Genomic DNA, 23,567 nt, shown 5'->3' with positions numbered 1-23,567 from the left:
ATTCAGCCGCAGGTATTCTCCCGCCATACGCTCTGCAACATCCGTTCCCCGAATTCGGCGCGACACCGGGTACGGGGACGATTACTCCACTTTTGCCTTGCTGCGCAATTCTGAAATAGCCTTTTGGATCAGTTCCTGCTGGCGGCGCTTTTCCAGATTTTGTTTGACATCCTCGAATGCCGGAACTTTTAATTCCCGCGTGTCTTCCAGCTTGATCACATGCCAGCCGTATTGGGTTTGCACGGGGGCGCTGATCTGGCCTTTCTGCATGGCGGAGACAGCCTCGCCGAAGGGTTGGACGAAATTGGAAGGGACCGTCCAGCCCAGATCGCCGCCCTTGTCCTTGGAGCCCGGATCCTGCGATTTTTGTTTGGCAACCTTGGCAAAGCTTTCCTTCTTGACGCGCTTAAGCATCGTTTTTGCCTCATCCTCGGTGGGAACCAGAATGTGCGACACCTTGTATTCCTTGTTGCCAATGCGCGCCTTCATTGCCTCGTAATCCTGCTTGAGCAGCGCCTCTTCGACCGGATGAGTTTTGACGTAATTCTGGACATAAGCGCTGGCCAGCACCGATTGTCTGGCGAGCTCCAACTGTTGTGCAACAACAGCTTCTTTTTCGAGGCCCTGCCGGGCGGCTTCCTGCGAAACAATTTCAAGATTGATGAGATCTTCACGCAGCGTGGTTCGCAACTCCGGGCTATCCGGCTGACCTTGTTGTTCTGCGGCTTTGATCCGCAAATCAAGGCGTGACTGGGGAACCGCAACGCCATTGACTAATGCGGCCGCTTTGCTTCCATCGTCCGCCATCGCGGTGGCGCCACAGACAAACAGGGAAGAGAACAGGACGATTCTCGAGAATCTCAGCATAATTTATTCCTTTAGATGATCAATTGGATGGGGGTTAACCGCGCGCGCAATATAGCACAGGATGCCAGTTTAACGGTCGATCATAAGGTGGCAAGTCCGCGGACTTATTTTCCGTTTTTCGGGAATAAATCCGTCATATCCGCACCCGCTGGCACTTGGGGGATAGATTGTAGACACAGATGAATCTGAAAATACTCAGCGGTTGTAAGTTTCAGTGGCGCGGGTCGCCACGGTGTGGTGTTGTACCCGCTTGCTTCTGCTGTATTTGGTTGCTTGGCTTCTGGAACTGCCTGGCAGGATGGTGAAACGCTGTCCGATGCGGAGTCGATGGCTGTGCTTGTTCATCGCGATCAGGCTGGCCTGGCTGATATGAAACTTGCGCGCGATGCCGGAGATGGTGTCCCCCTTGCGCACCACATAGATAAAGCCCGACATTTCCTGCACGGCAGTAGCGTGCATATTGAATGGTGAAAACGCCTCGCCTATGTCATTCTCGCCAGCCGGCACCAGCAAGGTTTGACCGTTGCTCTGGATGGCGTAGTGCGACAGTCCGTTGGCGGTGCGCAACTGATCCAGCGAAATATCGAAGCGCTGGGCAATCTCGGCGAAGGTTTCACCTTTGGTGCTTTCATAGGCGCGCCAGGATACGAGCCGTTGACTGTTCTTTTCCAGATTGCTGCGGAATAGCGCCACTTTGTCAACCGGCAGCAGCAGCAATTCCGCCTGACCTTGCAAAATCACCGGCCTGTTGTGCCCCGGGTTCAGGGCAAGGAATTCTTCCATCGATATTTCCGCGAGTTCCGCCGCCACCTTTACATCCATAGGTTGCGAGGGGGTTACCGCGGCAAAATAAGGCCGATTCGGAATCGTCCGCAATTCCAGTCCATAGCGCATCGGATCGCTGACGATATTCTTGATGGCAAGCAGTTTTGGCACATAGTTCCGCGTTTCGCGCGGCATTTTCAGGTGCGAATAGTCCGTCGGTTTTCCGCGCCGGCGATTGCTCGCTTGCGCCCGCGCGACTGCATTCTCGCCCCAGTTATAGGCGGCCAGCGCCAATTCCCAGTCGCCAAACTGGTCATGCAGCTTTTGCAGATAATCCAGCGCCCCGTTGGTGGCGCTGATGATGTCGCGTCGCCCGTCGTACCACCAGTTCTGCTCCATGCCGAAGTGTTTGCCGGTGGAGGGGATGAACTGCCAGATGCCGGATGCGCGGGCAACGGAATTGGCGCCGGGATTGAATGCGCTCTCGATGATGGGAAGGAGGGCGATCTCCGCGGGCATGCCGCGTCGTTCGACTTCTTCCGTGATGTAGAACAGATAACGCTGAGCCCGTTCGCTCATGCGCAACACATAGTCCGGATGGCTGGCATACCATTTTTCATGGCGCTTGATCAGGGGACTGTTCAGATCGTTCATGCCGAAACCGTTGCGGATGCGCTGCCAGACATCCTCCTCCGGCAAGGCCGTCAGCTCCGGATACGGGGACGATCCAACCGCTTCATCCGGCACTTCTTCCTCGGGTACCTGCTGAACGTTTTTCGGCGCGATGAACATTGCCTCCCGGATGGGGGCGGGGGCTTGTGTCTGGATTTCGGTGATCGCGCGAACGGCTTCAATCTCTGCACACGCAGGTGCAGCCCACGCAACAAAAATCAGGGACAGCAACGCCAAACGTGCTGTCCCTGAACTTGATGCCGTAATAATGGATGTGCCCAATCTGATCATCTCTGTCGCGTTGTGAAATCTCCGACAGTTTACCGCACATTACCGCGATGGTTGAACGGGATTTGAGGCAGAGCCATTGTCTCTGCTTCAAATCCCGGCGCACATCACCTGATGACTTCTTTCAACTGTTCCAGAATGGCCGGGTTTTGGCTTTGGCCGCCGCTGCCCGGCTTAACTTGCTGCGCAAGTTAGCCCACGCCGAAACCCGGCCATGATCACTTCACGACTTTCTTCAACTGTTCGAGAATAGCCGGGTTTTCCAGGGTCGAAACATCTTGCGTGATTTCCTCTCCCTTTGCGATCGCGCGCAGCAAACGGCGCATGATCTTGCCGGAGCGGGTCTTGGGCAGGTTCTCGCCGAAACGAATCTCGTCCGGCTTGGCGATCGGACCGATCTCCTTGCCGACCCAGTTGCGCAAGTCTTCCACCAGTTTCTTCGCGGTCGCGGCATCTGCCGGACGCGCTCCCTTGAGCACCACAAAAGCGACGACGGCCTCGCCTTTGAGTTCATGCGGTTTTCCAACCACAGCGGCTTCTGCCACCAAGGGGTTGGCGACAAGCGCAGACTCGATCTCCATCGTGCCCAAGCGGTGGCCCGAAACGTTCAGTACATCGTCGATGCGGCCCATGATCCAGAAGTAACCGTCTTCGTCGCGGTGTGCGGAGTCTCCTGCCAGATAGGCACCCTTCATTTCTTCGGGGAAGTAGCCTTTCTTGTAGCGCTCCGGATCGCCCCAAATCGTGCGAATCTGCGAAGGGAAGGGTTTCTTGATGACGAGGAAGCCACCATGTTTGTCATGCACCTCGTCCCCCGCCTCATTGACGATGGTGGCCATGATGCCGGGCAGGGGCAGAGTGCAGGTGCCGGGTTTGATCGGCATCGCCCCCGGCAGTGGGGCAATCATGTGGCAGCCGGTCTCGGTTTGCCACCAGGTGTCGACGATGGGACAACGCGATTTTCCCACTACCGTGTAGTACCAAATCCACGCTTCGGGGTTGATCGGCTCGCCCACGGTGCCAAGGATACGCAGACTGGACAGATCGTATTTGGACGGCAGATCGCTGCCCAGTTTGATCAGCGAACGGATCGCCGTGGGAGCGGTATAGAAAGTCGTGACTTTGTGGTCCTGGATCATCTTCCAGAATCGACCGGCATCCGGATAGGTCGGCACGCCTTCGAAAATGACCTGGGTCGCGCCCATGGCCAGGGGGCCGTAGGTGACATAACTGTGGCCCGTGATCCAGCCTACATCGGCCGTGCACCAGAAGACATCGGTCGGTTTGTAGTCGAATACCCATTGCATGGAAACCATTGATCCCAGCAGATAGCCGCCGGTTGAATGTTGGACGCCCTTGGGCTTGCCGGTGGAGCCGGAGGTGTAAAGGATGAACAAGGGATGTTCCGCCCCCACCCATTCCGGTTCGCAGGTGGAAGATTGGTTGTTGAACAGGTCGTGCCACCAGATGTCGCGGTCATCATCCCAGGCAACATCGCCGCCGGTGCGACGGTACACGACCACGGTGTGAACCGCCTCGCATCCGCCCAACGTCAGTGCCTCGTCCACGGCCGGTTTGAGCGCCATTGCCTTGCCGCCCCGGAACTGGCCGTCGGCGGTGATCACCGCCACCGCCTGGGCATCGGTGATGCGTTCGTGCAGACTCTTGGAAGAGAATCCGCCAAAGACGACGGAATGGATGGCGCCGATGCGCGCGCAAGCCTGCATCGCCACCACCGCTTCCACACTCATCGGCATGTAGATGACGACACGGTCGCCCTTCTTGATGCCGCGCGATTTCAGGCCGTTGGCAAACTGGCAGACCCGGCCGTGCAATTCGCGGTAGCTCACGCGGGTTACTTTGCCATCGTCAGCCTCGAAAATGATGGCCGTCTTTTCCGGCTGGGTCGAAAGATGTTTGTCGAGACAGTTGAAGGAAACGTTCAGCTCGCCGTCTTCGAACCACGTGTAAAAGGGGGCCTTGCTTTCATCCAGGGTCTTGCTGAATGGTTTCTTCCACACGATATATTCGCGGGCCAGTTTCGCCCAGAAACCGGCGTAATCTTTCTCCGCGTCTGCACAGAGCGACTGATAGGCAGCCATGCCGGAGATGTTGGCCTGTTTGACGAAGGCGTCGGACGGGGCGAAAACCCGGGTTTCGTTCAAGATGGACTGGATGTTGGACATTTCTTGCTCCCTGGAAGTGTTGTTGATTCTTTCAAATGCCTGTCATTTTCTGTAGATCAAAGCCCCATTGTGCCGGGTCTTCAGCGCCTACGATGCTTTCCTGCGACCCGCTCAAGTCTAGCATTTCGGGCAGGATGGGCTCGTTCGATTTGGTGGAAAAGAAGATCTTGACCACGGGCGTGAGCAGACTTTTGCTACTCTGCTCAAGGACTATAGCCAGTTTTCCTGACTTGAGCCTTACTAGTGTGCCGGAAGGATAGATGCCTATGGTCTTGACGAAAGCATGGAACACGCGCTCGTCGAAGTGCCCGTTGCGCCATTCCGCCATCTTGCGGATGGTCTCGGCCGGTTCCCAGCCATTCTTGTAACAGCGGTTGGAGGTGAGCGCGTCGTACACGTCGCAGACCGCGCCCATCTTCGCGAACAGGGAGATCTGTTCGCCGGCCAGTTTTTCCGGATAGCCCTTGCCGTCCATGTGTTCGTGATGGTGCAGGCAGACGTCCAGCGCAATCGCGGTGATGCCGCTGGAGCCTTGCAGGATTTCCCAGCCTTTGCGGGGATGTTCCTTGACGATATTGAACTCTTCGTCGGTGAGTTTGCCGGGCTTGTTCAGTACGGCTTCGTCGATCATCATCTTGCCGACATCGTGCAGCAGCCCGGCCAGTCCGGCTTCTTTCAGGTCTTCGCCTTCGAGTCCCAGTTGCTTGCCGAGCGCGATCATCAGTGCACACACCGCCACCGAGTGCATATAGGTGTAATCGTCCTTGGTCTTGAGCCGGGCCAAATTGAGGAAGGCTTCCGGGTTGCGCGTGATGGACTGGCTGATCTCATCGACCAGCGGCGCGGCCTCGCTGATCTTGATGGCCTTGCCCATGCGCACTTCCAGGAACATCGAGGTGACCGATTCTTTGCCTTGGGCGAGCAGGGCGCGGGCGCGCTCAATCTCTTCATGCAGGGGGACTCTTGCGGATTTAGAAGCGCTGATTCGCGCCAGCTCATTTTCCACATCTTGCGCAGCCTGGTCCTCCGAGACGACGACGCTCCCGGTTTTGACATCACATCCCAGACCGGTATCTATCCAAACATCGCTGATTGAGCTGTTTTGCAAGGTAGCCAAATCCCTGGCGGATTCCAGCAGAAAGGATTTTCGCCAGAAGGGGTGATCCATCCAGCTCCCGCAGATATCACTGATATACATGCCGATGCAAACATTTTGCACGGAGATTTTTTTACGCATTTCTATCCCCTATCCGTTGCCATTGGTGGTGGCGTACCTTGCATCGGGTGTCAGGCTGTCCGGCGATTGATGAGCTTGCCCGTCATTATAAAACATCCAGTCTTCGGTCAGGCCGGGCACCCAAGCCGTCGCGTTGCTGATCCGCCAGATCAAACCCCTTTCTTGAATGCCCGTCGATCAGCGCGACCAGGTACACAAAACCGTGCGCCAACCGGATGGGTGTGATGTCGGCGCTCAACACCCGATTCGATTTTGTTACCTCAGCACCGCGCAACAGGTCGGGATGGATGCGGGTGCGGGCGGCGGCGGGTGTTGGTTAGCCGGCGCTCCGCTCTGCGGATTGCACGGCGTTGGCGACCAGCATGGTGATGGTCATGGGGCCGACGCCGCCGGGGACGGGGGTGATCCAGCCGGCGACTTCCCTGGCAGAATCAAAATCCACGTCGCCGCACAGCTTGCCGTCGGGCAGGCGGTTGATGCCGACGTCAATGACTGCGGCACCGGGCTTGATCATGTCGCCGGTGATCATCTTCGGACGACCGGTGGCCACGACCAGAATGTCGGCGTCGCGGGTGAACTTGGCGAGGTCCTGGGTTTTCGAGGTGCAGATGGTGACGGTGGCGTTGTGCTGCAACAGCAGCAGCGCCATCGGCTTGCCGACGATGTTGCTGCGCCCCACGACAACGGCATGTTTGCCTTCGATGCTGATGCCGCTCTTTTGCAGCAGCACCAGCGCGCCGTAAGGGGTGCAGGGCGCGAAGCGCATGTTGCCGGTGGCCAGCGCACCGACGTTGAGCGGATGGAAACCGTCCACGTCCTTGTCCGGGCTGATCGCATACAGCACCTTGTCGGCGTTGATGTGTTTGGGCACGGGGAGTTGCACCAGCAGGCCGTGAATCTTCGGGTCTGCATTCAGTTCGGCAATCTTCGCCAGCAAGGCGGCCTCGCTGGTGTCGGCGGGCAGGGCGATGTGCTCGGAATGCAGCCCCAGTTCGGCGCAGGCTTTCACCTTGTTTGCCACATAAACCTTGGAGGCAGGATCGTCGCCGACGATGATGACGGCGAGTCCGGGCGTGATGCCGCGCGCCTTCAGGGCGTCGGCGCGGACTTTCCATTCGGCGCGCACTTCCTGCGCGATGGACTTGCCGTCAATGATGCGTGCGGTCATCGGTGTGTCCCCCAATCAGAACTCGGGTTTGACTTTGGCGTTGTTGTACATTTCGACGCCGGCCATGATTTCGCGGCGTGCGGCTTCAATGTCTTCCCAGCCGCTGACCTTGACCCACTTGTTCGGTTCCAGATCCTTGTAGTGCGCGAAGAAGTGTTCGATTTGCTGCAACAGGATGGCGGGCAGTTCGGTGTGGCTCTTGAGGCCGCGATACATGGTGGAGAGTTTGTCCACCGGCACCGCCAGCAGTTTGGCGTCCACGCCGGATTCATCTTCCATTTTCAGCACGGCCAGCGGACGGCAACGCACCACCACCCCGGTTTGCAGGGGGATCGGCGTTACCACCAGCACATCCACGGGGTCGCCATCGTCGGACAGGGTGTGCGGGATGTAGCCGTAGTTGCAGGGGTAGTGCATGGCAGTGCTCATGAAGCGGTCCACGAAGATTGCGCCGGATTCCTTGTCCACTTCGTATTTGATCGGTTCGCCGTGCATCGGAATTTCGATGATGACGTTGAAATCGTTGGGGAGGTCTTTGCCGGACGGGACTTTGTTCAGACTCATGATGCGCTGCCTTTAAGTGAAAATGGGAAGGCGCGAATTGTACCATTCCGAACCATGGAAAAGGGGCTGCGCAGGCAGCCCCTCGGGGTGGACTGAAGTCCAGATTACAGCAATGGCACGATCATCAGGGCGACAATGTTGATGATCTTGATCAGCGGGTTGACCGCCGGACCGGCCGTGTCCTTGTACGGATCGCCCACGGTGTCGCCGGTGACGGCGGCCTTGTGCGCCTCCGACCCTTTGCCGCCGAAGTTGCCTTCCTCGATATATTTCTTGGCGTTGTCCCAGGCACCGCCGCCGGTGGTCATCGAGATGGCGACGAAGATGCCGGTGATGATGGTGCCGACCAGCACACCGCCCAGCGCCTGCGCGCCGAGGGTGAGGCCGACGATCAAGGGCACGGCGACCGGCAGCAGCGAGGGCACGATCATTTCGCGGATCGCGGCCTTGGTCAGCATGTCCACGCAGGTGCCGTATTCCGGCTTGCCCTTGCCTTCCATGATGCCGGGGATTTCCTTGAACTGGCGGCGCACTTCCACCACCACGCTGCCCGCGGCGCGACCGACCGCTTCCATGCCCATCGCGGCGAACAGGTAGGGCACCATGCCGCCGATGAACAGGCCGATGATGACCATGTGGTTGGACAGGTCGAAGGTCATGGCCTGTGCCAGCGGATCAAGCAGCAGCGCCTTGGCATTGATGGCATGGGTGTAGTCGGCGAACAGCACCAATGCTGCCAGTCCGGCGGAGCCGATGGCATAGCCTTTGGTCACGGCCTTGGTGGTGTTGCCCACGGCATCGAGCGGGTCGGTGATGTTGCGGATGGTATCCGGCAGACCGGCCATTTCGGCGATGCCGCCGGCATTGTCGGTGATCGGGCCGTAGGCGTCGAGAGCCACAATGATGCCGGCCATCGACAGCATCGAGGTAGCGGCAATGGCGATGCCATACAGCCCGGCCAGTTCATAGGCGCCCCAAATTGACAGACACACGGCGATAACCGGTGCGGCAGTGGATTTCATCGACACGCCAAGGCCGGCGATCACGTTCGTGCCATGTCCGGTGGTGGAGGCCTGGGCGATGTGGCGCACCGGATTGTATTCCGTGGCCGTGTAATACTCGGTGATCCACACCATCGCCGCCGTCAGTGCCAGACCGATCAGGGAGGCCAGATACAGATTCATCGAGGATACCAGTGCGCCGTTGATCATCACGCCATCGCCCAATATCCAGGTGGTCACCGGGTAGAACGCAACGACCGCCAAAACACCGGACACGAGCAGGCCGCGATACAGCGCATTCATGATCTTGCCGCCTTCATGCGCCTTGACGAAGAAGGTGCCGATGATGGAGGCGATAATGGAAACGCCGCCCAGCACCAGCGGATAGATCACCGCATCGGGCGAACCGGTGATCAGCAAGCCGCCCAGCACCATGGTGGCGATGATGGTCACGGCGTAGGTTTCGAACAGGTCGGCCGCCATGCCGGCGCAGTCGCCGACGTTGTCACCGACGTTGTCGGCAATCACCGCGGGATTGCGCGGGTCGTCCTCGGGAATGCCGGCCTCGACCTTGCCCACCAGGTCGGCACCGACGTCGGCCCCCTTGGTGAAGATGCCGCCGCCGAGACGGGCGAAGATGGAGATCAGCGAACCGCCGAAGGCGAGCCCGACCAAGGCATGCGTGGCTTCGGCAGTGGTGCTGCCCAGCATCAGGGTCAGGAAGGCGTAATATCCGGCCACGCCCAACAATCCCAGGCCCACGACCAGCAGGCCGGTGATTGCGCCGCCCTTGAAGGCGACATTCAGCGCGGCATTCAGTCCGCCGCTGGCGGCCTCGGCGGTGCGGATGTTGGCGCGCACCGAGACGTTCATGCCAATGTAGCCGGTCAGTCCGGAAAGCAGCGCGCCGAGCAGGAAGCCGAGCGCTGTCTGCCAGCCCAGTGCCAGGAAAATCGCGACCAGCAAAATCGCACCGACGATGCCGATGGTGGTGTATTGCCGATTCAGATAGGCCTGCGCGCCTTCCTGCACCGCTGCCGCGATCTCTCGCATCCTTTCATTGCCGGTTGGCAGGCCCAGTATCCATTTGATCGAAGCAGCGCCGTACAGCAGCGCAGCGATTGCACATAACAACGCAAAGCCCAAAGCAGTTGACATCGTTTCCTCTCCCTATGTGAAAACCGCCCCTTGCGGAGCGGTGTTAAACATCAAATCTTGAAATTTTCCAGCTTTTTTGTGGCTGCAGCATTCTTTAGTTGCACATATTGCGGCAAACCGTTCTTGTAGGCGGGGTAGTCCTCGCCTTTGATGAGCGGGGTGAGATACGCGCGGCATTTTTCGGTAATCCCAAAGCCATCCTTGGTGATGAAATTGCGCGGCATGAACTTTTCCACGTTCGCAACTTTGGACAGCGGCGCGACGCCGACTTTCCATTTGTAGGGTTTGTCGGAAACGCGCTGTACCGTGGGCATCACCGCATTCTCGCCCTTCAGGGCCAGTTCTACCGCCGCCTTGCCCAGTGCATAGGCCTGTTCGACATCTGTCTTCGACGCGATGTGGCGCGCGGCGCGCTGCAGATAATCGGCCACCGCCCAATGGAATTTGTAGCCCAGGGCTTCCTTCACCATGTTGGCGACGACCGGTGCCGCGCCGCCCAGTTGGGCATGGCCGAAGGCATCGCGCGAACCCTGTTCGGCGAGGAACTTGCCATCGGGGTAATGGCAGCCTTCCGACACCACCACGCTGCAATAGCCGTGTTTCTTCACCATGGCATCCACGCGGGCCAGGAATTTCTTTTGGTCGAATTCGATCTCGGGAAACAGGATGACCACCGGGATGCCCTGTTCTTCCACCAGACCGCCGGCAGCGGCGATCCAGCCGGCATGGCGTCCCATCACTTCCAGGACGAATACCTTGGTCGAAGTCTTGGCCATGGAGCGCACGTCGAAGCTGGCTTCCAGCGTGCTGACGGCGATGTATTTGGCGACCGAGCCGAAGCCGGGACAGCAGTCGGTGATCGGCAGGTCATTGTCCACGGTCTTCGGCACATGGATGGCCTGTACCGGGTAGCCCATCTTTTCCGACAACTGCGACACCTTGTAACAGGTATCGGCGGAATCGCCGCCGCCGTTATAGAAGAAATAGCCGATGTTGTGCGCTTTGAACACGTCGATCAGACGCGCGTATTCGCGCTGGTTTTCTTCCAGTCCCTTGAGTTTGAAGCGGCAGGAGCCGAAAGCACCGGAGGGCGTGCTGCGCAGCGCGGCGATGGCCTTTGCGGATTCCTTGGAAGTATCGATCAGGTCTTCGGTGAGTGCGCCGATGATGCCGTTGCGTCCGGCATAAACTTTTCCGATCTTGTCCTTGTGTTTGCGGGCGGTCTCGATGACACCGCAGGCTGAAGCATTGATGACGGCGGTGACGCCGCCGGATTGGGCATAAAAAGCATTCCGTTTCACCATTCCCTGCGCTCCTTTTTTCGATTGGGATGAAGCCAAATTGCACGTAACAATGCGACGGCATATTACCCTTTTTGCCGGGGTGTGGTATTACCCGCATAGCGGGGTGGGTTATTACCCGTTTTACGGGGGGTGTGAGAGAATCGTCCCGCAGAAATAAGGTTGCTGGCTTCACCGTGGCGTTTGTCCAGCCAGTGTGGATATACATAAAACAAGACTCAATCTTCAGGGAGGAAGCGCATGGCAATCGAACTCTTTAACAACGGCAAGCACCTATGCATGATGTTCGACGACCTGGTGGACGACTCCACGGGCGAGGCGGTGCAGGCCAACCAGTTCCTGATCGTCGATAACGGCCATGGCGCACTGATCGATCCGGGCGGCAACATGACCTACAACGGTTTGCTGATGGCGATGCATAGCTTCTTCGCCCCGAAAAATCTGGATTACATTCTGGCTTCTCACGCCGATCCCGACATCATTGCCTCGGTCAACAAGTGGATGATCCACTCCGAGTGCAAGGTGATGATCTCCAAGCTCTGGGTCCGGTTCGTCCCCCACTTCTGCAGCGTGGGGAATGCGGTGGGCCGGGTGGAAGGCATCCCGGATGCAGGCATGAGCTTGCCGCTGGGACAGGCCGTGATCAAGGCTGTCCCCGCCCATTTCATGCATTCGGAGGGAAACTTCCAGTTCTACGATCCGGTGAGCAAGATTCTGTTCAGCGGCGACATGGGCGCTTCCCTCGTGCCACACGATGCGGCCGACGTGCCGGTGGAAGATTTCAGGTCGCACATCCAGTACATGGAGGGATTCCACACGCGTTACATGATCTCCAACAAGATCTGCCGCTACTGGGTCAACATGGTGCGCGGCATGGACGTGGAAATGATCGTGCCGCAGCACGGGCGCATGTTCAAGGGCAAGAAGATGGTGAACGAATTCCTCAACTGGATCGAAGCCCTGCCGTGCGGTATCGACAACATGACGCAGGATCACTATCGCGTTCCGGCCTGAAACCGGCTGTGCGAAGAAACGGGCTGCATCCGCCAGGATGCAGCCCGTTTTCATTTGCGCGTGTTATGCAGTCAGAGTGCGCCGGCACCGACTTGGGCGATCTGGCCATCCTGCACGGAACGCACCCCGCTGATTCCGAGACCGCCGATGACGATGCCGTCGCGCAGCAAGGGCACTCCCCCTTCGGCCGGGATCACACCGGGCAGGGCGAGGTGGATCAGGCGGCCGCTCAACACCGCCTCTTCCGAAGCCTTGGTCGGGCGCTGAAAAGCCACGGCGGCGTGCGCCTTCATGATTGCCGTTTCCACAGTGCCGAATTGCGTGTCATGGCTGCGTTGCAGGTAGAGCAGGTGGCCGCCGTCATCAACCACGGCAATCGCCACTTTCCAGACATTGTTGCGGGCTTCCGCTTCGGCGGCGGCAGCGATGCGCCGGGCGTCTTCCAGCGTCAGTACCGGTTTGCTCGCCATGCTCAGGCGCCCAATACCTTGAATACCTGCTCGCGGATGGATTCGACGCTGCCCACGCCGGGCACGCGCAGAACCTTGGGGGCTTGTGCATCGCCCGATTTCGACCATGCGCCGTAATACTCGACCAGCGGCTGCGTTTGCTCGTGATAAACAGTGAGGCGCTTGATGACGGTGGCCTCGGCATCATCCGCGCGTTGCACCAGTTCCTCGCCGGTGATGTCATCCTTGCCGGCGACCTTGGGCGGATTGAAAACGATGTGGTAAGTGCGGCCGGACGCGGGATGCACGCGGCGCCCGCTCATGCGCTGCACGATCTCGCTGTCGGCAACATCGATTTCCAGGACGTAGTCGATCTTGATTCCGGCGTCTTTCATGGCTTGCGCCTGCGGAATGGTGCGCGGGAATCCGTCGAACAGGAAGCCGTTGGCGCAGTCGGATTCCTGGATGCGCTCCTTCACCAGATTGATGATGATGTCGTCGGATACGAGATTGCCGGCATCCATGACCTGTTTCGCCGCCAGTCCGAGCGGTGTGCCCGCCTTGATCGCGGCACGCAGCATGTCGCCGGTGGAAATTTGCGGGATGCCGAATTTTTCCCGGATGTAATTGGCCTGGGTTCCTTTGCCTGCGCCGGGGGCGCCCAACAGAATCAGTCGCATGTCATTTCCTCTCTGTTTTTAATTGCCGGGACGGGCGAAAAGTTGCCGCGCCACCTGTAAGTCCCGCTCGGTATCCACCCCGGCGGGCGGGGCATCCGTCGCGATGGTGACGCCAATTTTGTATCCATGATAGAGCGCGCGCAGTTGTTCCAGCGACTCCGCCTGTTCGATTGCGGCCGGGGCGAGCTGGCCGTAGGTGCGCAGGAAACCGGCGCGGTAAGCGTAGAGGCCGATGTGGCGCAACATTTCGATGTTTCTCTGGGATTCCCCGCTTCCAACTTTCCCCTGGGGGGAGGAAGGGCTGTCGCCCCGTCCTGTGGCTGAATCCATAAACGCGTCGCGCGGCCAGGGGATCGGCGCACGGCTGAAATACAGGGCGTTGCCGTGTTTGTCCAGCACGGTCTTGACTACGTTCGGGTTGCGCATCGAAGCTTCGTCGTGAATGGCATGGCAGGCGGTGGCGATGGCGCACCCGGCATGATCGTGCAGATGCTGCGCCACGGCGCGAATGAGGCCGGGCGGGACCAGCGGCTCGTCGCCTTGCACATTGACCACGATGGTGTCGTCGCCCCAGCCTTGCTGCGCCGCAACTTCGGCGATGCGGTCGGTGCCGCTGGCGTGGTCGCTGCGCGTCATGCACGCCTGGAAATCGTGTTGCGCGGCGGCGGCGAGTATGGACGGGTGGTCGGTGGCGATGATGACCTGCTGTGCACCGCTTTGTGCCGCCTGTTCGGCGACACGAATCACCATCGGTTTGCCGCCGATATCCAGCAGCGGCTTGCCCGGCAAACGCGTCGAGGCGAAACGGGCGGGAATGACGACCCTGAAGGTCAGCATTAGAGTTTTTCGACTTCTTCCGCTGTCATGCTGCGGGCCTCATCGGCCAGCATCACCGGGATATCATCCTTGATGGCGAAGGCCAGGCGATCAGCCCTGCATACCAGTTCCTGCTCGGCCTTGCGGTAGATCAGCGGCGATTTGCACAGCGGGCAAACCAGAATATCGAGCAGTTTTGCGTCCATTATGGGGTGACCTTTTTGACGATAAGTTGAACGAGTGCCGGGCTGACCTGCGCCTCCACGCGCAGGATCCAATCCCGTTCGCTGGCGAATGCAACGCATTTTACCGCATCTTTTTCGGTCATGAGTAGCGCATCCGTGTTAGCGAATGATAGCTCCGACGGGGTATAAGCATGATGATCCGGAAAGGCGTGGGGGGTGCATTGCAGGCCGAGTTTTTGCAGGTGCGCAAAAAAACGGCCGGGATGCCCGATGCCCGCAATGGCATGCACACGCTGCCCGGTGAAGTCGCTTGCCGTCCGGATCTGTTCCGGGTTGAGCAGGTTCTGGAAGCGGGTGCCTTCCAGGCGCATGGCGAATTCGCCCGCTTGGGCGGTGCCGCCATTGACGACGATTGCGTCCACTGCTTGCAGGCGCGATACCGGCTCGCGCAACGGTCCGGCGGGCAGCAGCAGGCCGTTGCCGAAACGGCGCGTGCCATCGATAACGGCAATCTCCACATCACGGTGCAGGCGGTAATGCTGCAAGCCATCGTCGCTGAAGATGACATCGCACTCCGGGTGTGCCCGCAGCAGCGCGAGTGCGGTGGCAGGACGGTCGCGCCCGATCCAGACCGGACACAGTCTGCGTTGCGCCATCAGCAGGGGTTCGTCGCCGACGGCTTCGACCGGATCATCGACCTGTACCTCGCGCGGCAGTGCACCACCTTTGCCCCCGTAACCGCGACTGATGATGCCGGGGTGCCAGCCCAGGGCGGTCATTTCCTGAACCAGCGTCAGGGTGAGCGGTGTCTTGCCGGTGCCGCCAACGCTGATGTTGCCAACCACGATGACGGGCACCGGAATTCTGATTGCAGGCAACAGGCGCCAGCGGTAGCCCAGGCGTCGCAGGGCGGCGACCATGCGGAAAAGCAGACTGAACGGGTACAGCACGAGATGCAGCGGGGTAAGGCGATACCAATGGTATGGCAGTCCGCGCATGGAATTACTTGTCTGAATTGCGGATGGTGAAGGTGATGCGGCCGTATCCCGCCTGCCGTGCGGCTTCCATGATCGCGATCACCGACTGGTGGGAGGCTCTGGCATCGGCATTGATCACGATGACCGGGTCGGTCTCCGTGCCGGCCGCCAGGCGCAGGGCTTGCGCGAATTCGCCCAGATTCCTGAAAGGGGTGCGTTTGCCGTCGATGGCATAGTGTTCGCTGGCATCCACCGCGACCGTGAGGGGTTTGCTGAGTGCCAGCGAACTGCCGGCTCCCGTGGCCTGCGGCAGATTGATCTGCAACTCGGAGAACTTGCCGTAACTGGTGGTCACCATCAGAAAGATCAGGATCACCAGCAACACGTCGATCATCGGAATCAGGTTGATTTCCGGTGTGTCACGATCGTGGCCGCGGCGGAAATTCATTTGCGCTCACCATGCACGATCTCCACCAGCTTGACCGCCTGCTGTTCCATCTCGATAGTGAACGAATCGACCAACGCGCGGAAGTGGCGATAGGCGATCATGCTGGGAATGGCGACGATCAGGCCAAAGGCGGTGTTGTACAGCGCGACCGAAATACCGTGCGCCAATTCGGTCGGTGCCGCGCCACCCGCGTTCTGCGCCCCGAAGATTTCGATCATGCCGACCACCGTGCCGAACAGCCCGAGCAGGGGACTGATCGAGGCGATGGTGCCGAGGGTGGTCAGGAAGCGTTCCATATCGTGACTGGCGCAACGCCCGGCTTCCTCGATGGCCTCCTTCATGACTTCGGGCGAGTTTTTGATGTTTTTCAAGCCGGCGGCGAAGACCTTGCCGAGGGGTGAGCCTTTCGACAATTTATCCAGCATGGGCGGGTTGATGCCGCGCTGCTTCATTTCATGCACGACTTCTACCAGCAGTTTGGGGGGAATGACATTTTTACGGCGCAGATAGAGGACGCGCTCGACAATCAGGGTGACCGCAACCAGCGATGAGATGATCAGCAACCAGATCGGCCAGCCGGCCGCTTCGATGAGATTGAACACGAGGTCCCCGCAGGAGAAAAAATCAAGGCGCGAACTGTATCCTGTCCCTGCCGGTTTGAGCAAGAAAAAGCCTTGTCCAATGACAAATGAGCCTAAACGAGGGGAGTGCTGTTTCCAGCACGAGATGAGCCTGGCGGGGCAGAAGTTGGGAGCATGAAGGCATGATCGTGACTTTACATACCCATACAATGGCAGCGATAGCGCAGCTTGTTGGCGCGCGCCAACACTATGCCAGACGATTTTGATTTCAGGCGGCATCACGCTGCACTTTTTGCACTTGGAACTTGAAACCGCCATGCCAAAAGCGCGTGCAACACATCCCAAACCAACCCGTTACGGTATGAAGGCGTGCTCCTGTTGTTCTCGCCTCAATCAAGCGAGGACAAAACCGTAACAAGACTCAACTGCGCGCCGTCTGAACAACATCTCTCACTCACCTTGGTTCAGGTTCTGGCCTGGATTGTAAATACTCTTTTCTGGTGGAGACGTTTTGTGGATACGACTCAATGTGGGCTGTGTGCGTCGTTATCACTGCTCCATAAGCTATGGGCGTCCAGCAACAAGCGATAGCGCGATTCGTTGGCATCCTGCCGCGCCAGGGTCTCGGCCAGGGTCGCTTCGAGCGCCTGACGCCGCGAGAGCAGAGTCGCATCCAGACTGTTTTCCCCCAGACTGTAGGCGCGGGCGACCAGATCGGCGTTGTGGCGCAAGGCGCTGGCAGCGGCAGAGGCTTGCTGCCATATCTCGTAGCTGCTGACCGCATGGGTGTACGCGTGGTAGATGTCGCCTTCCACCTTGCGCTGCAGCGCCTGAGCCTGGTCTGTCGCGATGCGGGCCTGCGCTTGGGCGCTGTCTGCGTTCGCCGAGCGGGCGCTGTAGCCCAGCGGGATCGAGACATAAACTCCGGCGATGCGCTGCTTGCTGTCGAGCTGCGAGGTGTATTTCAGGCCGACCGTTGGGTCGGGCAGGCGGTCGGCACTGGCGCGCGCGGCCAGTCTACGTTGAAAGTCCGCCTCCGCCATGGCCAGGCCGATCTCGTGATTGTGATTGAGCATGATGTCATGCCAGTAAGTCAGCGGCTGCGTGATGGCTTGCGGCTCCACCAGCGTCACTGTTTCGGGCAGCGACAGGGCGGGGAACTGCCGTTTCAATTCGTCGGCCGCCAGCGCCGCGCGCAGTTTGGCTTGTCGCATGGAGACCGCAGACATGGCGGCGGCGGCGTTGACCTGGTTCAGCTCCATGCGTGGCACGTCGCCTGCCTTGATGCGCTTTTCCGTGATCGCCGCCTGCTGCTGCAGGAGGTCCAGTTGCGCTTGCCATTGCAGGAGTTGTGCCTGTTCGCGCTGCCAGGTGAACCACAGGCGCAGCAACTGGCGCGAGACTTCATGGCGCGCATCCCCCAGCGCATGCTGGCCGCGTGCCAGGGCGGCTGCACCGATGTCGCTGTCTATCCACACCTTGTTGGGCAGGCGCAGCGGGCGCTCGATGGCGATCTCCCAGTCGCGGGAGTCATTCTGCACGTTGCCCTCCTGCAGGCGGTCGCGGTAGGTCCCACCTTGCAGGGTGAATTCATAGTCGCCCGTGTCGCGCCTGCGCTGTTCGCTCTGTGCGATCTGCATGCCGGCCTGAGCGTTGAGTACAAGGACGTGCTCGTCCAGCGCACGATCCACCTGGTCATGCGGGGGGAGATCGGCTTCGGCATGGCTGAACGATGCAGCGAGGCAGAGGCAGGCAGTGGCCAGCGTCAATCCGGTGTGCTTCATGCCAGTCTCCCGAACTCGAGCACCGGCACCAGCCAGTAGGCGATCTCGTGATTGGGCTCGGCCTGCTTCAGATGAGCGATCAGCAGTCGCGCATCCTCGAGATTCATCACGGTATCGAACTGAATGCGTTGCGAGCGACCGCGCACCTGTTCCAGCATGCTGGGCAACTTTTCCTTCTGGCTGCCGCCCTCGATATGTTTGATGGAAAAGCCGTGCACCCAGTCCGGGTGGGAGAGCAATTGATCGACCAGCCGCTCTTCCAGCGATTTGTGGCAGACCAGCGACAGGCAACAGTTCATTTCTTTCATGCTTGCACCTCGGGTTTTTCCAGGCCGAAGCGGCGATACAGGATGGGCAGCATGATCAGCGTCAACAGGGTCGAGCTGACCAGTCCGCCGGTGACCACGATGGCCAGGGGTTTCTGGATCTCGGAGCCGGGACCAGTCGCGAACAGGACTGGCAGCAGGCCGAAGGCCGTGATGCTGGCCGTCATCAGCACGGGGCGCAGACGGCGCTTGGCGCCCTCAAACACCACATCGGCCAGCGACAATCCTTCATCGTGCAACTGGTTGAAATAGGACACCATCACCACGCCGTTCAGCACCGCGATGCCCAGCAGCGCGATGAAGCCGACCGAGGCGGGAACGGACAGGTATTCGCCGCTGATCCACAGCGCGAACACGCCGCCGATCAAGGCGAACGGGATGTTGGTCAGGACCAGCGCGGCCTGGCGCACCGAGCCGAAGGTGGCGAACAGCAGCATGAAGATCATGCCCAGTGCGACCGGAATGACCACGGCAAGCCGCGCCGCTGCCCGCTGCTGGTTCTCGAACTGCCCGCCCCATGTCAGTCGATAGCCGCTGGGCAGGTTGACTTGAGCGGCGACCGCAGCTTTCGCTTCCTCGACGAAGCCGACCAGATCGCGTCCGCGCACATTGCTCTGGATGACCACCATGCGCTGGCCGTCCTGGCGGTCCACCTTGACCGGGCCGTCTGCACGTTCCAGCTTGGCCACGACGGAAAGCGGCACGGCCTGTCCGTTGGGCAAAGGCAGCTTGATGGCAGCAAGCAAAGCGGGGGATTGGCGGATCTCGGCCATGCCGCGCATGATCAGCGGGGTGCGGCGCCCGTCCTCGATGACCGTGCCCAGTTGCTGGCCTTCTATCTGGCTGCGCAAGGCCGTGCCGATGTCGTCCACGTTCAATCCCATGCGTCCCGCCGCCAGCCGGTCGATGATGACGCGGTAATACTGCACGCCGCTGTTCTGCACGGTGTAAACGTCCTCGCTGCCGGGGATGCCTTCCAGCACTTTGACGATCTGCTCCGCGCGGTCGTTCAGCGTGGAGAGGTCGGTGCCGAACAGCTTGATGGCGACGTCGCCGCGCGCGCCGGTCAGCATCTCCGAGACGCGCATGGCGATGGGTTGCGTGAAGCCGTATTCGATGCCCGGGAAGTCTTCCATCACTTTGCGGATGTCGTCGATGATGGCGTTCTTGTCACTGTTGCGCCATTCCTGCTGCGGCTTGAGCACGAGGAAGTTGTCGGTCTCGTTCAGACCCATCGGGTCGAGGCCCAGCTCGTCCGCGCCGGCACGCGATACGATGCCTTGCACTTCCGGCACCTGCTGCAGAATGGCAGTCTGGATGCGCTTGTCCAGCTCCGCCGTCTGCTCGATGTTGATGGAAGGCAGCTTGGAGGTCTGCATGATGATGTCGCCTTCGTCCATCTCCGGCATGAAGGTCTTGCCCAGCAACATATAGATGCCTGCGGTCACCAGCAGCAATGAAACCGCGCTGACGATGACGGCGCGTTCCTTCTCCAGCGCACGCCGCAGCAGCGGCACATAGATAGCCATTGCTTTGCGTACCAGCCAGGGCTCCTCGTGGCCGGCAGTCTTGAGCAGAAATGATGCGAGCATGGGCACGAAGGTCAGCGACAGCAGCAGCGAGCCGGCCAGCGCGAACACGATGGTGACGGCGACCGGGATGAACAGTTTGCCTTCCAGTCCCTGCAGCGTCATCAGCGGCAGGAACACGATGATGATGATGGCGACCCCGGCCGCGACCGGGGTGATGACTTCCTTCACCGCGCGGTAGATCACATGCAGGTGCGGGATGTGTGCTTTGCGGTGTGCGAGATGGTTGATGATGTTCTCCACCACCACCACCGCCGCATCGACCAGCATGCCGATCGCGATGGCCAGACCGCCCAGCGACATCAGATTGGCCGACATGCCGAACTTGCCCATCAGAATGAAGGTGAACAATACTGCCAGCGGCAGGGTGAGCGCGACGACCAGTGCGGCACGCAGGTTGCCGAGAAACAACACCAGCAGGATAATCACCAGGATGATGGCCTCACCCAATGCCTTGGAAACGGTGCCGACCGCGCGCTCGACCAGACTGCCCCGGTCATAGAACATACGGGTCGTCACGCCCGCCGGCAGGGTGGGGGCGATCTCGGCCAATTTGGCACGCACACCATTCACGACTTTTTGCGCATTCGCCCCGCGCAAGCCAAGCACCAAACCCTCGACGGCTTCGCCTTTGCCGTCTTTGGTGACTGTGCCATAGCGGGTCAGGCTGCCGATACGCACTTGCGCAACGTCGTTCACGCGGATTAGATTGCCATGGGTACCGACGATGACGATGTCACGCACATCCTGCAGGCTGCGGATGCTGCCCTCGGCGCGCACCAGCAGCGATTCGTCGCCGTCGCTAATGCGCCCGGCGCCATCATTGCGATTGTTGGCCTGAATTGCTGCCTGCAACTCGGCAAAGGAGATACCGTGAGCGGATAGCGCATTATGGTCGGGCACGACCTCGAAACTGCGCGCCAGGCCGCCCAGCGAGTTGACATCGGCCACGCCGGGCAACGTGCGTAACGCCGGGCGTATGGTCCAGTCGAGCAGGGTGCGGCGCTCTTCCAGCGAAACACCTTCACCTTCCACGGTGAACATGAACATTTCGCCCAGCGGGGTGGTGATCGGCGCCAGTCCGCCCGAAGTATCGGCAGGCAAATCGCGCATGGCATTGTTCAAACGTTCGGCAACCTGCTGGCGCGCCCAGTAGATATCGGTCCCGTCATTGAAGTCGATGGTGATGTCGGCGATGGCGTATTTGGAGATGGAGCGCAGTACGCGCTGATTGGGAATGCCCAGCATCTCCAGCTCGATCGGGGCGACGATGCGGGCTTCGACCTCTTCCGGCGTCATGCCGGGGGCTTTCATGATGATCTTGACCTGCGTGGTGGATACGTCCGGGAAGGCGTCGATGGGCAGTTCGCGGAAAGCGGATACACCGGCTCCGATCAACAGCAGCGTCAGAGCAGCCGCCAGCATGCGCTGGGTCAGCGCGAATTCGACCAGTTTGGACAACATCATTCGGCTCCGCTGCTCATGGCGCCGGATTTCAGCGTCGAGACGCCCTGCACGGCGATCAACTCATCCCCTTTAAAGTCGCCGCCTATCAGGCTGCGTTGCGCACCTTCCAGTTTCACCGAGACCTTTTCGGCACGGAAGCCGGTGGGCGTTCTGACGAACACCACCGGCTGCTTGCCCAATCTGGCCAGTGCGCTGTTCGGGACGTTCCACTGCTTCATGCCGTTTCCTGCGGTGGCGATGTTCGCTTCCACATACTGGCCGGGGCGGAGTCCCTCTGTACCCTTGTTGATAAGTGCGCGGACCCGGATCGTCTGGCTACCACCGCTCAAGCTGCGACCGATAGCGGCCACTTTACCGCTTGCCGAATAGGCAGGGATGTCGACGGCCGCACCAACTTTGATGTTTTCGGAACTGGCCAGGGGAATTTGTATCTCCAAACCGAGCGGACTCAGTCGGGCCACTTGGAACAATGGTGTGGATGCATCGAGCCGCTGGCCCGAGCTGGCGGACTTGTCCAGAATGACGCCATCAATGGGCGAGGTAATAGCAAGTTGGCTACTCAATTCATTGTCGGACAGCAGTTGCTCGATTGCTTTGGAGGGCATTCCGAATAACTTCAATGCCTGATGGCGTTCGGTCAGGATGGCATGTGCCTCGTTGCGCTGACTGCGTGTCGCGCGCAGGCGACTCTCCGCGATGATGCCGTCCTGCCACAATTCCTGGTCTCGTTTGAAGTTCTCCGTGGCGAGCTGGTCTTGCAGGTGTGCCTGCAACAGTCTGCGCTGGGCCTCAATGAAAGCCGGGCTTTGCAGTCTCGCCAACACCTGGCCCTTCTTTACAGCATCACCCACACCGACCAGTGTTTGTTCGACCATCGCGGATAACGGTGTGCTGATGGTATAGAGCTGGTTGCCGGGGATGACCACTTGTGCAGGTAAATCGGAGATATCGCCGTTGGTTCGTGCCGGCAGCGGCGTAGTCGCAATACCCAGCTTGACGATCTGTTCCGCAGTCAATGCAATGTCTTGAGCATGAACGCCGCCGAAGAATTGCGACAGGAACAGGATGGCGATTGATAGCTTTCTCATTATTTGGATTTTTCCGGTATGGCACGGTTGTTGTTGACGCGATTGCAAAGTGGCGAGATGCAGTTTGAAGACCCCATCAAACCTGCGAACTTTGCAAGAAGAACGAGCGTGCTATAGGTTGCCGTACTAAGAATTAGTTCCGTCGCTTGCGAGAAATTTATGTGGCTCTATTGTCGTGTGCGTAGCTAGCTGCATTTGGAAGAAACTTATCGAGAAAAAACAGTGCGCATGCATAAAGTGAATGGATTGAAACACATCAATCCCGCAGCCATGTCGATTTTGATGGCGATGCCAACTCGGTGAAATTGAGGGGCGCTTCAATGCCAGCCTGTTTCAAGGCGCTTTTCCAAGCGTGAGTGTTGGGTATCGGCTTGCCTGCGTGGGTAAATACGCTCGCGGAATGTTTGCCTGCTGGCTGATTGAATGCCGCCAAGGCGTTACGATTTAGCGATCCTGGTGATCCTGCTCGCGCTCCTTCCATAAACGCGCAACAACTTTACCCAGCAGAGTGAAGGTTACGCCCCGGCTGAATACATTGAGCGCGAGTGCCCCCAGTGGAAAATCTGACGGTGTGAGCAGGGCTTCGGACAAACTCCAGATTGCGCCGACGAGGAAGCCGATGAGGAGCGGGATCAGCAATTCAGACTGGCGATTGGATTGTAGCATCGGCATCTGTGCGGCCTGAATGATGGGCAGGCAATACAGCACATCCAGCGAGACATGGGTGTCGATCGTTGCATAGTTCAATACAGTGACCAGTGCAACTTCGAAAACGATAATGAATAAACTCAAATACACGCGTTCACTCCATCTGCGGTTGCCCCATGAGCCGTGGCGGATTCTATAGTAAGTATCCCCCGGCAAAGCCGGGGGCTTTATTTTGTGAGCCGCTCAAAGCGGCTTAACGTGGTCGCTTACGCGGCCCCTGCTCTTGTGGCCACCTGAAGGTGGCTGGT

General features: G+C 59.4%; 22 protein-coding genes. 1 reads left to right on the top strand and 21 read right to left on the bottom strand.

Annotation, left to right across the window (positions count from 1 at the left end; translation table 11 throughout):
- Positions 1-81: 81 nt before the first annotated feature.
- The 9 genes from ACKTSJ_RS05700 to ACKTSJ_RS05660 all read right to left on the bottom strand — a co-directional run bounded on the left by ACKTSJ_RS05700 (position 82) and on the right by ACKTSJ_RS05660 (position 11,210).
- Positions 82-867, bottom strand: a complete 786-nt coding sequence (locus ACKTSJ_RS05700; RefSeq protein WP_407898250.1) for a peptidylprolyl isomerase — start codon at positions 865-867, stop codon at positions 82-84.
- Between the two features lie 195 nt (positions 868-1,062).
- Positions 1,063-2,541, bottom strand: a complete 1,479-nt coding sequence (locus ACKTSJ_RS05695; protein ID WP_407898248.1) for a transglycosylase SLT domain-containing protein — start codon at positions 2,539-2,541, stop codon at positions 1,063-1,065.
- 269 nt (positions 2,542-2,810) lie between these two features.
- Positions 2,811-4,778 (bottom strand): acetate--CoA ligase, encoded by a 1,968-nt coding sequence (gene acs / locus ACKTSJ_RS05690; RefSeq protein ID WP_407898246.1) that lies wholly within the window; start codon positions 4,776-4,778, stop codon positions 2,811-2,813.
- A gap of 31 nt (positions 4,779-4,809) precedes the next feature.
- Complete coding sequence (locus tag ACKTSJ_RS05685) at positions 4,810-6,015, bottom strand: HD-GYP domain-containing protein (RefSeq protein ID WP_407898244.1); 1,206 nt, start codon at positions 6,013-6,015, stop codon at positions 4,810-4,812.
- Positions 6,016-6,100: 85 nt separating this feature from the next.
- On the bottom strand, positions 6,101-6,253 hold the full coding sequence (locus ACKTSJ_RS05680; RefSeq protein ID WP_407898242.1) for a hypothetical protein: 153 nt from the start codon (positions 6,251-6,253) through the stop codon (positions 6,101-6,103).
- Between the two features lie 78 nt (positions 6,254-6,331).
- Complete coding sequence (folD, locus tag ACKTSJ_RS05675; RefSeq protein WP_407898240.1) at positions 6,332-7,183, bottom strand: bifunctional methylenetetrahydrofolate dehydrogenase/methenyltetrahydrofolate cyclohydrolase FolD; 852 nt, start codon at positions 7,181-7,183, stop codon at positions 6,332-6,334.
- 15 nt (positions 7,184-7,198) lie between these two features.
- Positions 7,199-7,747: an inorganic diphosphatase gene (gene ppa, locus ACKTSJ_RS05670; RefSeq protein WP_407898238.1), complete on the bottom strand. Its 549-nt coding sequence runs from the start codon at positions 7,745-7,747 to the stop codon at positions 7,199-7,201.
- A 104-nt stretch (positions 7,748-7,851) separates the two neighbouring features.
- Positions 7,852-9,906, bottom strand: a complete 2,055-nt coding sequence (locus ACKTSJ_RS05665) for a sodium-translocating pyrophosphatase (protein ID WP_407898236.1) — start codon at positions 9,904-9,906, stop codon at positions 7,852-7,854.
- A gap of 50 nt (positions 9,907-9,956) precedes the next feature.
- Entirely contained in the window at positions 9,957-11,210 is a 1,254-nt protein-coding gene (locus tag ACKTSJ_RS05660; protein ID WP_407898234.1) for a 6-phosphofructokinase, read from the bottom strand.
- 237 nt (positions 11,211-11,447) lie between these two features.
- Here ACKTSJ_RS05660 and ACKTSJ_RS05655 point away from each other — a divergent pair, with 237 nt between their 5' ends.
- Positions 11,448-12,221 (top strand): MBL fold metallo-hydrolase, encoded by a 774-nt coding sequence (locus ACKTSJ_RS05655; protein ID WP_407898232.1) that lies wholly within the window; start codon positions 11,448-11,450, stop codon positions 12,219-12,221.
- A 71-nt stretch (positions 12,222-12,292) separates the two neighbouring features.
- Here the strand turns inward: ACKTSJ_RS05655 and ACKTSJ_RS05650 are convergent, their stop codons facing one another.
- The 12 genes from ACKTSJ_RS05650 to ACKTSJ_RS05595 form a co-directional block, all read right to left on the bottom strand.
- Entirely contained in the window at positions 12,293-12,691 is a 399-nt protein-coding gene (locus tag ACKTSJ_RS05650) for a GlcG/HbpS family heme-binding protein (protein ID WP_407898230.1), read from the bottom strand.
- A 2-nt stretch (positions 12,692-12,693) separates the two neighbouring features.
- Positions 12,694-13,350, bottom strand: a complete 657-nt coding sequence (gene adk, locus ACKTSJ_RS05645) for an adenylate kinase (RefSeq protein WP_407898228.1) — start codon at positions 13,348-13,350, stop codon at positions 12,694-12,696.
- An 18-nt stretch (positions 13,351-13,368) separates the two neighbouring features.
- Positions 13,369-14,187 (bottom strand): 3-deoxy-manno-octulosonate cytidylyltransferase, encoded by an 819-nt coding sequence (gene kdsB / locus ACKTSJ_RS05640; RefSeq protein ID WP_407898227.1) that lies wholly within the window; start codon positions 14,185-14,187, stop codon positions 13,369-13,371.
- Positions 14,187-14,372, bottom strand: coding sequence for a Trm112 family protein (locus ACKTSJ_RS05635; RefSeq protein WP_407898225.1), 186 nt, complete (start codon positions 14,370-14,372; stop codon positions 14,187-14,189). Before ACKTSJ_RS05635 ends, kdsB begins: the two co-directional genes overlap by 1 nt.
- Entirely contained in the window at positions 14,372-15,349 is a 978-nt protein-coding gene (gene lpxK, locus ACKTSJ_RS05630; RefSeq protein WP_407898223.1) for a tetraacyldisaccharide 4'-kinase, read from the bottom strand. Before lpxK ends, ACKTSJ_RS05635 begins: the two co-directional genes overlap by 1 nt.
- Positions 15,350-15,353: 4 nt before the next feature.
- The gene (locus tag ACKTSJ_RS05625) at positions 15,354-15,776 is read right to left on the bottom strand and encodes an ExbD/TolR family protein (RefSeq protein WP_407898221.1); all 423 of its coding nucleotides are present in this window, start codon (positions 15,774-15,776) and stop codon (positions 15,354-15,356) included.
- Positions 15,773-16,378, bottom strand: coding sequence for a MotA/TolQ/ExbB proton channel family protein (locus tag ACKTSJ_RS05620; RefSeq protein WP_407898219.1), 606 nt, complete (start codon positions 16,376-16,378; stop codon positions 15,773-15,775). The genes ACKTSJ_RS05625 and ACKTSJ_RS05620 overlap by 4 nt, the downstream gene beginning before the upstream one ends.
- A gap of 503 nt (positions 16,379-16,881) precedes the next feature.
- Positions 16,882-18,141, bottom strand: coding sequence for a TolC family protein (locus tag ACKTSJ_RS05615; RefSeq protein WP_407898217.1), 1,260 nt, complete (start codon positions 18,139-18,141; stop codon positions 16,882-16,884).
- Positions 18,138-18,449 (bottom strand): DUF3240 family protein, encoded by a 312-nt coding sequence (locus tag ACKTSJ_RS05610; RefSeq protein WP_407898215.1) that lies wholly within the window; start codon positions 18,447-18,449, stop codon positions 18,138-18,140. The genes ACKTSJ_RS05615 and ACKTSJ_RS05610 overlap by 4 nt, the downstream gene beginning before the upstream one ends.
- Positions 18,446-21,520, bottom strand: a complete 3,075-nt coding sequence (locus ACKTSJ_RS05605; RefSeq protein WP_407898359.1) for an efflux RND transporter permease subunit — start codon at positions 21,518-21,520, stop codon at positions 18,446-18,448. The genes ACKTSJ_RS05610 and ACKTSJ_RS05605 overlap by 4 nt, the downstream gene beginning before the upstream one ends.
- Positions 21,520-22,611 carry an efflux RND transporter periplasmic adaptor subunit gene (locus tag ACKTSJ_RS05600; protein ID WP_407898213.1) on the bottom strand — a complete coding sequence of 364 codons (1,092 nt, stop codon included), beginning with the start codon at positions 22,609-22,611 and terminating at the stop codon, positions 21,520-21,522. The genes ACKTSJ_RS05605 and ACKTSJ_RS05600 overlap by 1 nt, the downstream gene beginning before the upstream one ends.
- 444 nt (positions 22,612-23,055) lie before the next feature.
- Complete coding sequence (locus ACKTSJ_RS05595) at positions 23,056-23,403, bottom strand: hypothetical protein (RefSeq protein WP_407898211.1); 348 nt, start codon at positions 23,401-23,403, stop codon at positions 23,056-23,058.
- Positions 23,404-23,567 lie beyond the last annotated feature (164 nt).

The sequence above is a fragment of the Ferrigenium sp. UT5 genome (assembly GCF_045866295.1).
Lineage (GTDB): Bacteria > Pseudomonadota > Gammaproteobacteria > Burkholderiales > Gallionellaceae > Sideroxyarcus.
Note: the sequence above shows the minus strand (reverse complement) of the source record. Positions and strands in the feature narration are given on the sequence as shown.